The organism is Thermomicrobium sp., from assembly GCF_053493975.1.
Map to the genome: position 1 here is coordinate 46,493 of NZ_JBRBZA010000057.1, position 11,362 is coordinate 57,854.

Genomic DNA, 11,362 nt, shown 5'->3' on the forward strand with positions numbered 1-11,362 from the left:
GCCCGCCGCACCACGGGCACGGCAATTCCTCGCGGCCGGCTGCCCGCACGGCGATCGACAACGACACTGCACTAACCATCGGTACGGGTTTGCCGCCCTCCGGGCCAGCGGGACAGGCACTGCCTGACCCCTACCAAACGGGAATTGCGCCCACCCGTCACACACGAATGCCCGACCGGGGACGCATGGCATACCCCTGTAGGGGCGACGCGCTGCGTCGCCCGGCCAGGCCATTCGGCGCGGCCAACCCTCGGCACACACCGGCCAGCAATGATCGGAATGCCACCCCGCCGACCGGTCGCGACATGATTCCCGGCCCTCCGGGTCGGCGGGTCAGGCAGCGTCTGACCCCTACAGGCGGCAGCCGTGCCGCCCGCCTCGGGCGGGTGTCCGCCGCACCGCCGACGCATCGGCCCATCCTATCGGGACGAGGCACCGTCTGACCCCTCCCGGACTAGGGCACCGCCCGATCATCGCAGCGACGTCGGCCGACATCGGCGGGGTGCCGTCCAGGACTGGGGCGCAGCACGTAGCCGCCTGATGGGGAGGCGATGGGACTCGTCGCTCGGAGACTAGCGCATCCGTGCGCCAGCCAGCCTGCGCAGCCGGGCGACCGTTTCCTCGAGCACGTCGAGCGTCCGCTCGATTTGGCTCGCGCTATTGTCCTTGCCGAGCGTGAGGCGCACGCTACTGCGGGCTTGCTCGGGCGTCAGGCCGATGGCGAGCAAAACGTGGCTCGGCTCCGTAGAACCGGTCGTGCAGGCCGATCCAGAGGAGGCGGCGATCCCGTGCAGGTCGAGGTTCAAGAGCAACGTCTCGCCATCGACGCCGGCGAAGGTCACGTTGACATTGTTGGGCAGCCGTTGGTGGCGGTGCCCGTTCAGGCGACTGTCCGGGATGCGCTGGAGAATCCCCTCGATCAACCGGTCGCGCAGCGCCTGGACATGCGCGTTGCGCTCGTCGAGTTCCTCGTACGCTAGCTCGAGCGCTCGCGCCATGCCGATAATGCCGGGGACGTTCTCCGTGCCCGCGCGCCGGTTGCTCTCCTGCGCACCGCCATGCTGCTGCCAGAGGATGGGCGTCCCGCTGCGCACGTAGAGCAATCCGACACCCTTCGGTCCGTAGAACTTATGGGCACTGATGGAAAGCAGGTCGACACCGAGCTCCTCGACATCGAGTGGCAACGTGCCAGCTGCCTGGACGGCATCGGTGTGGACGGTGATGCCGCGCTCGCGGCACAAGTGGGCGATCTCGCGGATCGGCTGGATCGTGCCGATCTCGTTGTTGGCGTACATCACGGAAACGAGAATGGTATCCGGACGGAGCGCTGCCTCGATCGCTTCCGGCTGGACGATCCCATCCGCGTCCGGTGCGACGTAGGTGACGTGGAAGCCGAACCGCTCGAGGTACTCAGCGCTGTGGAGAACAGCATGGTGCTCGAAAGCGGTGGTCACGATGTGCCGACCGCGCCCGTTCACGAGGTGCCAGAACGCGACACCTTTGATGGCGAGGTTATCGCTCTCGGTGCCGCCGCTGGTGAAGACGATCTCGCGTGCTTGGCAGTTGAGGAGACGAGCGATGCGGGCACGCGCCTGATCGAGCGCGGCGCGGGCCTCGCGCCCCGCCGCGTAGATGCTCGAGGGATTCCCGAATCGTTCGGTAAAAAAGGGGAGCATCGCCTCGAGCACGCGGGGATCGACCGGGGTGGTCGCCGCATGATCGAGGTAGATCTCGGTTCGGTTCACGCATCCCTCCCAGTATCGACGACCGCGTCCGGCATCAGACCGGCTGCTCGGCGCGTGGACGCGGTGCGTGACTGATCAGATCGGCCAGCGTCGTAGAGTCCAAGACCTCGACGATGCTGTCGCGCAGCTTGAGCCAGACGATCCGCGTCGCACAACCGTCGATCATCGGGCAGATATCCTCGTCGGCGTCCTCGCGCACGCAGTCCATGGGAGCGATCGGCCCTTCCATCACGCGGTAGATCTCGCCGACCTTCACCTGCTCGGGTGGGCGAGCCAACTCGTAGCCCCCATGGGCGCCGCGGGTGGACACGACGAGCCCGGCCCGACGCAACGGCAGCATGAGCTGCTCCAAGTACGCCAGCGGCACGGCCGAGTCCTGCGCGATGACGCTCAACGGCATGGGGCCGCGCCCGTACATGCGGGCCAGCGAAACCATCGCTCGCAATCCGTACTCGCCACGCGTCGAAACCTTCATGGCTCGTGTCCTATCGCTGGAAGCAGGCGAGACGACCTGCGACTTCCTCGCAGCTGAGAATGATTCTCGCCCCGCGCTTTTACCTTACCGCACCGCTCGGGATTCGTCAACCGGATGGTGTTTCTGCTATACTGGAGCAGAGGCTGGCCATGTGGCCAGCCGCTTTTCCGTGGGAGGTGGTGGACGATGGCACAGCCGATGCTCATCGATTTGGAAGAACTGGTCGAGCGGCTCGATCGGATCGGGGTGCGTCTTTGACCTGCCCAGCAAGCGTCGGCAGATCGAGCAGCTGGAGCACGAGGCCGCTGATCCGGACCTCTGGCAGGACCCGCAGCGCGCCCAATCGCTGCTCCGGCGCCTGAGCCAGTTGCGCGACCTCGTCCAGGAATGGGAGACGCTCTCCCAGCAAGCACGCGATCTCCTCGAATTGCGCGCGCTGGCGAGCGACGACCTGGAGCTGGCGGGGCAGGTCGAGCAGGAGGCAACGGAACTCGCCGAGCGGGTCCGGCAGTTGGAGCTGCGCTTGCTCCTCACCGGCCAGTATGACGGGCACGACGCCATCCTGGCAGTCCATGCCGGAACCGGCGGGGTCGACGCCCAGGACTGGGCCGAGATGCTCCTGCGCATGTACCTGCGCTGGGCACAGCGGGTCGGCTTCGCGGCCGAAGTCGTCGATCTCCTGGAGGGGGAAGAGGCGGGCATCAAGAGCGCAACCGTCGAGGTGCGCGGCCCCTATGCCTACGGCTACTTGAAGGGTGAGGCCGGGACGCACCGCCTGGTGCGACTCTCCCCGTTCGATGCCGCGCACCGGCGACATACCTCGTTCGCGCTCGTCGAGGTCCTGCCGCTCGTCGAGGAAGATGACGACGTCGAGATCCGCGACGAGGATATCCGCATCGATACCTTCCGCGCTTCCGGACACGGTGGCCAGCACGTCAACAAGACCGAATCGGCCGTGCGCATTACGCACCTGCCGACCGGGATCGTGGTCACCTGCCAGAACGAGCGCTCGCAGATCCAGAACCGCGAGACGGCGATGAAGATCCTCAAGGCGCGCCTCCTGGAGCTGAAGATCCGGCAGCGCCAGGAAGAGCAGGCCCGCCTCAAGGGGAAGCCGGTGGTGACCGGGTGGGGGAACCGGATCCGCTCCTACGTCCTGCACCCGTATACGATGGTCACCGACCACCGCACCGAGGTCAGCACGCCGAACATCCAGGCAGTCCTGGAAGGGGAAATCGATCCGTTCATCGAGGCTTACTTGCACCAGCAGGCAGCCGAGGGTGAGGAGACGACTGCGGCGAGCGATCGCTAGTCTCCTGCTCCTCGCGTTCCTGGCGCTCGGCCCGAGCGCGAGCCTAGCCGCACCGCGGGTCCAGTTCCAGGACCTCGGTGCGGTCGTCGCGTTTCCCGAGCGGATCGTCTTCACGCTGGTCGCCACGGCCGAGCAGCCGATCGAGCGGGTGGAACTCCGCTACCGGCCGGTCGACGGCGCAGTCACCTTCGTCGCCCGTCCACCGGTGGAACCAGGAACCACCATCACGCTGCGCTACGCGCGCGATATGCGCGTCAACTACCTACCGCCGTTCATCGACGTCGCCTATCGTTGGCGGCTCGTCCTGGCTGACGGCAGGGTCGTCGAATCACCGGAGCAGCGATTGGCGTATCGCGATACGCGCTACCGATGGGTCGAGCGGAGCCGCGGACCGGTCCAACTGTTCAGCGCCGTGGCCGACCCCGATTACGTCGAGACCGCGCTCACGGTGAGCGAGCGCGCGATCAGTCTCTTCAGCCAGCGCTTCGGCCTCGCGCTCTCTGGCCCCGTGCGGATCGTCCTCTACCCGTCACCGGAGGCACTGCGGACCGCCTTGCCGCTCCAGAGCGAGGAATGGATCGGTGGTGTCGCCATCCCACAGTACCGGCTCGTGCTAGGGGGCGTGGTGCCCGGAGTGGGCGCAGCTGAGGAACTGGCGCGTCTTCTCAGTCACGAGGTCGTGCACCTGATCGTCGCGCAGGCGACCGAGAACCCCTTCGGCACTCCACCATCCTGGCTCGACGAGGGCTTGGCGACGCGGTATCAAGAAGTGGCCGAGCCGTGGCTGGACGCTGCACTGGAACGCGCTCGCCGATCGGGGACGCTCCCCTCGCTCCGGGCCCTGAGCGCGAGCTTCGGGACCGATCCGGAGGCAGCCCTGCTCGGCTATGCGGCGAGCCGGAGCGTCGTCGATTACCTGCTGACGACCTACGGCGAGGAGGGGATCGCTCGGCTGCTCGCGGCCTATCGCGATGGGATAAGCGACGACGAGGCGCTCACCCGAAGCCTCGGGATCGACGTCGACCGACTGGACCGCGCATGGCGGGCCTGGCTCGCCCAGCGCGCCTCCCGCACCCGCTCAGCGGAGCCGCGCGCGGCCAGTCCGCTTCTCCCGGTGAGCGCGGCCGGCATCGTACTCCGCTAGCGCGCCAGCCGGACCTGGCCCAGGAGCCGGCCTCCGTGCGCCGGACCACCACCGAGGCCCAGATCGGCCAGCCGGCCCTTTCCCTCGCCTCGACCTTGACACGATTCGTAGCAAGGCTTATCCTTGCCGTAGGCTAGCACTCGGTGGGAGCGAGTGCTAAGCGAGGTGCGATGAGCGTGCAGTTGACCGAACGACAGCGACAGATCCTGCGTCACGTGGTCGAGGAATACCTGCGCTCGGGCCGCGCGGTAGGCTCGAAGGCGCTGGTCGAACGCGCGTCGCTCGGCGTGAGCCCGGCCACAGTGCGTAACGACATGAGCGTGCTGGAGGCGCTGGACTTCCTCGCCCACCCGCACACCTCGGCGGGGCGCGTCCCCACCGAGCACGGGTTGCGCTATTACGTCCAGCACTTGATGGAGGAGAGCCAGCTCACGCCGGAAGAGCAGCTGATGATCCGGCATCAGTTCCGACAAGTCGAGCAGCAGGTTCCGAGCTGGCTCAAGCTGGCGGCCTCGGTGCTCGCGGAGACGAGCGGCAACGTCGGGCTGGTGACGCCGCCGCGCGCCCGCGTGGAGCGTCTGCGCCACTTCGAGCTGATCAGCCTGCGCCGGCGCGTGGTGCTGCTCGTCCTGGTGACGCAATCGGGGGCGATCCACCAGTCACTGCTCGAGCTGCCGCGACCGCTGGAGCAGGACGAACTGAGCACGCTCAGCCAGCGCCTCAATCCGGAGTTGCGCTGGCTGGACCGCGCGGCGATCGAGCGACGAGCAGAGGGTGCCGAACCGATCGCGGCGCTCGTCCTCCAGCGCATCGCCGAGGCGCTGCACTTCATCGAGCACCAGCAGCGCTCGGAGCTCTATGCCGAAGGGCTGGAACACGTCATCCGGCAGCCGGAGTTCGCCCAGGCGAATCTGGCGCACATTTTGCTGGAGGTGCTCCGTGGTGGCATGCTCTTGACTTGGCTCCTGCCGCGGCTGGATCCGAGCGAGGAAGTGCGCGTGCTGATCGGCTCGGACCTGGCGCTGCACGAGCTGCGCCCGTTCAGCCTTGTCCTCACCGCCTATCGCTCGGGAGTGGAGAGCACCGGCTGGCTGGGCGTGCTCGGTCCGCAGCGGATGGCTTACGCACGCGCCGTGGCGGCGGTGCGCTTCCTAGCTTCAGTCGTTTCCGAGTTGATGAGCGAACTCTCCGGTGGGCCGGATCGGGAGGGAGGATGAGCATGGACGAGCGACCAGAACCGATGGAACAGGTGCAGGCAAGCGAGCGGGTCGCCGAGGCAGCCGAGCCAGTGCCGGTGGCCAGCGAAGTGGCGACACCAGAAGAGGTGCAGCCGCCACCGCTCGGCCCGGCTGACGAGGTGGAAGCGTTGCGGCAGGAAATCGAGCACCTCAAGCAGCTCAGCGAAGAGTATCTGGACCAGGCGCGGCGGGCGCGCGCCGAGTTCCTGAACTACAAGCGCCGGGTGGAGCAGGAACTGGAAGAGTTCAAGCACCTTGCACACATGGAGCTCATCGCCAAGCTCCTGCCGGTCCTCGACGACTTCCATCTGGCGATCGCCCACCTGCCGCCGGACGTCGTCGACTCCCCGTGGGTACAGGGGCTGCTCCTGATCGAGCGCAAGCTCTGGAGCGTGCTGGAAGCCGAGGGAGTCCAGCCGATCGAGGCGGTCGGCAAGCCGTTCTCACCCGAGGAACACGAGGCAGTGGCGGTCAGCGGCGAAGGACCGCACCATGTGGTGGTCGAAGAGATCCGGCGCGGGTACCGCTTGCGGGGGCGGGTGCTGCGCCCGGCACTGGTCCGGGTCGAGCGTCGCGCGAGTCCACCGGAAATGCCGGCAGAAACGACGACGGACGGAAAGCGAGGTGAGGAGTAACCATGGGACGGGTCATCGGAATCGACTTGGGAACCACGAACTCGGTGATGGCAGTGATCGAAGGCGGTGAACCGGTCGTGATCCCCAATGCCGAGGGAGAGCGACTGACGCCGTCGGTCGTGGCGATCACCCCGACCGGCGAGCGACTGGTCGGCCGCTTCGCCAAGCGCCAGGCCATCACCAATCCGGAGAACACGATCTATTCGATCAAGCGCTTCATGGGTCGCCGCTTCGACGACCCCGAAGTGCAGCGCACCATCAAGCTGGTACCCTACCAAGTCCGACGCGCCCAGAACGGCGGCGTCGAGGTCAAGATGGGTGACCGCTGGTACACGCCGCAGGAGATCTCGGCCATGATCCTGCAAAAGCTCAAGCAGGACGCCGAGGCCTACCTGGGCGAGAAGGTCGACAAGGCGGTGATCACCGTGCCGGCCTACTTCGACGACAGCCAGCGGAACGCGACCAAGGACGCCGGTCGGATCGCCGGGCTGGAAGTGCTCCGCATCATCAACGAGCCGACCGCCTCGGCCCTCGCCTACGGGCTGGACAAGAAGGGCGAGGAGAAGGTGGCGGTCTACGACCTGGGCGGTGGGACCTACGACATCTCGATCCTCGACATCTCGGAGGGGGTCTTCCAGGTCCTGGCCACTAACGGCGACACCCACCTGGGTGGCGACGACTTCGACCAGCGGATCATCGACTGGCTCTGCGACGAGTTCAAGCGCGAGACCGGCATCGACCTGCGCCAGGACCGGATGGCCTTGCAGCGTCTGAAGGAAGCAGCCGAGAAAGCCAAGATCGAGCTCTCCAGCGTGCAGCAGACGGAGATCAACCTGCCCTTCATCACGGCGGACGCCACCGGGCCGAAGCACCTGGTCAAGACACTGACACGCTCCAAGTTGGAGCAGCTGGTCGCCGATCTCGTGGAGAAGACGATCCCGCCGATGGAGCAAGCGCTCAAGGACGCGGGACTCTCACCGCGCGACGTCGACGAGGTCGTGCTGGTCGGCGGACAGACGCGGATGCCGCTCATTCAGCGCAAGGTGCAGGAGTTCTTCGGCAAGGAGCCGCACAAGGGGATCAACCCGGACGAGGTGGTGGCGATCGGCGCGGCGATCCAGGCGGGCGTCCTGGCTGGTGAAGTCAAGGAGGTCCTGCTGCTCGACGTGACGCCGCTGACGCTGGCCATCGAGACCCTGGGTGGGGTGGCGACGCCGATCATCCCACGCAACACGACCATCCCGACTCGCAAGAGCCAGATCTTCACCACGGCGTCGGACAACCAGACCCAGGTGGAGATCCACGTCGTGCAGGGCGAGCGGCCGATGGCGGCCGACAACAAGACGCTCGGTCGGTTCATCCTGGACGGGATCCCGCCGGCACCGCGTGGCGTGCCGAAGATCGAGGTGACGTTCGACATCGACGCCAACGGCATCCTGACCGTCTCGGCGCGTGACCTGGCCACCGGTCGCGAGCAGAAGATCACCATCACGGCCTCGACCGGCCTGACCGAGGAAGAGATCCAGCGCATGATTCGCGAGGCGGAGGAGCATGCCGAGGAGGACCGCCGCAAGCGGGAAGCGATCGAGCTGCGCAACCAGGCCGAGGCGCTCCTCTACCAAGCTGAGAAGACGCTGAACGAGTTCTCGGACCGCATCCCCTCCGACCTCAAGCTGGAGCTCGAGAACAAGATGCAGGCGGTGCGCGAGATCGTCGAGCGCGACCCGATGAACACGGCACGCCTGCGCCCGGCCTACGACGAGCTGGCGCGGACCCTCTCCCAGGTCGGCGCCCGCATGTACGAGCAGGCCGGCGCGACAGCCTCCACCGGGCCAGACGGCGGTGGGCGCACGAGCGGCGCGCCCGGCGAGGAGACGGTCGAGGGCGAGTACCGCGAGGTGTGAGGGAGCAGCCCGCACCCTCGGTGCGGGCTGGGTAACCTCGGTATACCCCTCACCCCCGCCGCTCGGCTGCGCCCCTTCTCCCGCGTCGCGTGGGAGAGAGGGCCGCGGGGGTGAGGGTGGCTCCGCCCGCTGATGAGCGCCACCCGTAGAGGCGAGGCAGCACCTCCCCCGCCGCGCGACAGCACAGCAAACCGCGTGGCACACGACCGTCGGCGTCAACGAGCCGGGCAACATGTTGCCCACCGCGCCTGCCCTGGCTTGCCGGACCCGGCCAGGCATCGCCTGCCCCCTACAGGACGGGGCCGCCACCCGTCCATGGCACCATAGGCCGTCTCGTGGCGACGCCAGGCAACCCCGGTAGGGGCGATGCGCTGAGTCGCCCGCCGCGTCATCGGCACGGCAATCGACCGCGACCCCTTTCCCCGCACGGCCAGTCGCCATGACACCCTGGCGACCAGCCGCGGTCTCTTTGCCGGCCCAGGGGACCGGCGGGTCAGGCAACCGCCTGATCCCTACGACACGATGTCGACACTGCGCAACCGAGACAAGTAGAGGCGGCACCGAGCAACCGCCGGCCAAACCGGTAGGGGCGAGGCGCTACCTCGCCCGCCCCACTTGCGGCTTGGCACCGTCCCATCGAACGGTGGACCGGCGTCCATCCACCGCTCGGGCCCCGACCAGCGCTCGGCAGCACGGTTTTTATGTGACGAACATATCGCTGGCCACCGCTGCGGTCATCCCCAGCCCGCGCGGGCCGGCGGATCGGGCACGCCCGACCCCAACAAAATCGGGATCGTCGGGCGCTCGATGACCGCCGCTGCGTCGGTATATGCATCGGCACGGGACAGGCTCTCGAACGCAAAGCGGCGCATGGTGCCCCTTGTAGAGGCGAGGGCGCTGCCTCGCCCGCCGCGTCGCTGTCACGACCACCTGTCCGTTCCACCATCCGGGCCATGCCGTGGCCATCGCGTTGCACCGAGGTGCGCCAGCCCGCGCGGGCCGGCGTGTCTAGGCATCGCCTGATACCGACGAGACCGGGCCAGCACCGCCCGTTCGAGGCACCTGGACGCCTGACCAGGGACGCGTCACCGAACCTTGTAGGGGCGACGCGCTGCGTCGCCCGCTGCGCGCCAGCGCGGCAAATACCGTGGCGACGAATCCCGGGCGTCGACGAATCAGGCAACACCACACCTCCAACACCGGTCGAGGATTCCCGGCCCTCCCGGGCCGGAGGGTCAGGCAACCGCCTGAGCCCTACAACATGGGCGGGCCGCTGACCCGTGACAAAAAGATGTCCAACCTGCGATACGGCGCCCCATTTGTGTAGAGGCGAGGCGCCGCCTCGCCCGAATGCGCCTGGGGCGCGGCAATCGATCGTGGCCACCGGCCCGTCGATATCGGCAACGGCAGCGCGGCGACCAACGGCATGGGTTTACCGGCCCGGCAGGGCCGGCGGGTCAGGCACCGCCTGACCCCTACCAGTCGGGGACAGTCGTGCCGTAACGCACACGAGCCGCAACGGAGAACAGCGCCCCCATGTAGGGGCGAGGCGCTGCCTCGCCCGCCGGGCTGGAGACCCGGGAACCGACTGCGCGGTACGCTCCTGCGGTACTTGGGACAGCCCAACCGTAGGCGACTGGCCGAGGTGGACTCGCCTGGGCCGTTGAAGGTAGCAGACCAAGCGGCGCCTGACTCCGGCACGTCGGCGTTTTACCGGCGACATCGCGGCGGCAGGCACAGCCGCCGGTCGGGGGACCGCGTCGCGACGGCCTACCACACTATGAGGACGATCTCCCCATGGCAGAGCGCCGCGCACGATCCAGCTGGTGACGGAACCCGGAAGACGCGCAGCCGAGGCGCGCGGCGCCTGCCGGTAGCCTGATGCCCAACTGACCTTCGTGACCCGAGCGCTCCGCCGCCTGGGGTGTCGCACGCTCACCGTGCGATCGACGACGATCTGACTTTCCGATCAGCAGCCCTACCCAGCTGAACCTGTCCGCCCTGCTCGGCAGGCAGGGGCCCCCCGACAGGGCGCGACTGGCCCCTCGCGTGAGCGGTCGGCGACGGAACAGCCAGAGGTGCGGGACGCGCCCGCGGCCATATGAGCCAGTGACCAGCGCGCCGGGCCGCCGATAGCGCGAGCGCGTTCGGCGAGCCGGTTGACGAGGCTGTGTCCGCGAGCGCACCCGACCGTCCGACTCGGCCCGCGCAGCGGTGGGAAAACGGCCCGGTGACCCTGATCGCTGACCGCTCGCCGACCACCCGGCTGGCGGGATGCACGAGGCACCCGCGACTCGTACCGCCGCTGTGAAACCAAAGCGGCACAGTTTCCTTCCTGTCCTCACCGAGCTATCGACTGCGTCGACTCTCGCGGGTCCCACTGCCCTGTTTCGCTGACGGCGCGGGAATCGGGTACCCGCACCCGCTCGCGCCCAGTCGCGACCAGCTTCACGATCCACTGGCCTCCCGGGTGGAAAAGAGCGCGTTCGTTGTGTCCGGGCTTTCGCCGGCGCGCGGCGCGCTGGCGCGTCGGGGTGACGGTCGGTTCGGTCTGTTGCAAGCCCGGAAACGGGGGTTGCGGCACTGGTGTGGTCAGCGCTGGGGCCCGTCCAGCGTCATCGGTCTCGCACCGCTGCCTCGCTCGTTGGGCCACGGCTGGAAGGGCTGTTCCGGATGCGGGGACAGGTCAGCACAACACAGTACTCGGCACGGTTACTCGCCCGTGACACCGAACACGTCTCTGAACTCACTTCGATGCCACTTTTCTCACTGGCGGGAAGGGTGGGATTCGAACCCACGGGGGCGAGTTTTGCTCACCCCAATCGCTTAGCAGGCGACCCCTTTCGACCTCTCAGGCACCTTCCCGTCTACGAGCACCTGGGCGGAGAGGGAGGGATTCGAACCCCCGA

Annotated in this window: 8 protein-coding genes and 1 tRNA gene; 5 read left to right on the forward strand and 4 right to left on the reverse strand. The window is 67.8% G+C overall.

Translation table 11 applies throughout. The features are described 5' to 3' along the window. Positions 1 to 572: 572 nt before the first annotated feature. Entirely contained in the window at positions 573 to 1,745 is a 1,173-nt protein-coding gene (gene nifS, locus ACWIVK_RS09500) for a cysteine desulfurase NifS (protein ID WP_448576419.1), read from the reverse strand. A gap of 34 nt (positions 1,746 to 1,779) precedes the next feature. Continuing rightward, positions 1,780 to 2,220, reverse strand: a complete 441-nt coding sequence (locus ACWIVK_RS09505) for an RrF2 family transcriptional regulator (RefSeq protein WP_015922580.1) — start codon at positions 2,218 to 2,220, stop codon at positions 1,780 to 1,782. 186 nt (positions 2,221 to 2,406) lie between these two features. On the opposite strand from ACWIVK_RS09505, the gene prfB reads away from it, so the two are divergent. From prfB to dnaK, 5 genes are all read left to right on the forward strand, one after another. Then, positions 2,407 to 3,532 (forward strand): peptide chain release factor 2 gene (gene prfB / locus ACWIVK_RS09510; protein ID WP_448576420.1). Its coding sequence is split into 2 segments (ribosomal slippage): positions 2,407 to 2,475 and positions 2,477 to 3,532, totalling 1,125 coding nucleotides; the frame shifts between segments, so codons are not numbered across the junction. Next, complete coding sequence (locus ACWIVK_RS09515; RefSeq protein WP_448576421.1) at positions 3,501 to 4,676, forward strand: peptidase MA family metallohydrolase; 1,176 nt, start codon at positions 3,501 to 3,503, stop codon at positions 4,674 to 4,676. The genes prfB and ACWIVK_RS09515 overlap by 32 nt, the downstream gene beginning before the upstream one ends. A gap of 170 nt (positions 4,677 to 4,846) precedes the next feature. After that, positions 4,847 to 5,893, forward strand: coding sequence for a heat-inducible transcriptional repressor HrcA (hrcA, locus tag ACWIVK_RS09520; RefSeq protein ID WP_448576422.1), 1,047 nt, complete (start codon positions 4,847 to 4,849; stop codon positions 5,891 to 5,893). A gap of 2 nt (positions 5,894 to 5,895) precedes the next feature. Next, positions 5,896 to 6,549 (forward strand): nucleotide exchange factor GrpE, encoded by a 654-nt coding sequence (locus ACWIVK_RS09525; RefSeq protein ID WP_448576423.1) that lies wholly within the window; start codon positions 5,896 to 5,898, stop codon positions 6,547 to 6,549. A gap of 2 nt (positions 6,550 to 6,551) precedes the next feature. Continuing rightward, positions 6,552 to 8,453 carry a molecular chaperone DnaK gene (gene dnaK / locus ACWIVK_RS09530; RefSeq protein WP_448576424.1) on the forward strand — a complete coding sequence of 634 codons (1,902 nt, stop codon included), beginning with the start codon at positions 6,552 to 6,554 and terminating at the stop codon, positions 8,451 to 8,453. A 734-nt stretch (positions 8,454 to 9,187) separates the two neighbouring features. On the opposite strand, the gene ACWIVK_RS09535 is transcribed toward dnaK, so the two are convergent. Continuing rightward, on the reverse strand, positions 9,188 to 9,325 hold the full coding sequence (locus tag ACWIVK_RS09535) for a hypothetical protein (RefSeq protein WP_448576426.1): 138 nt from the start codon (positions 9,323 to 9,325) through the stop codon (positions 9,188 to 9,190). Between the two features lie 1,898 nt (positions 9,326 to 11,223). Further along, a tRNA-Ser gene (locus ACWIVK_RS09540) sits at positions 11,224 to 11,318 on the reverse strand. Positions 11,319 to 11,362: the final 44 nt, after the last annotated feature.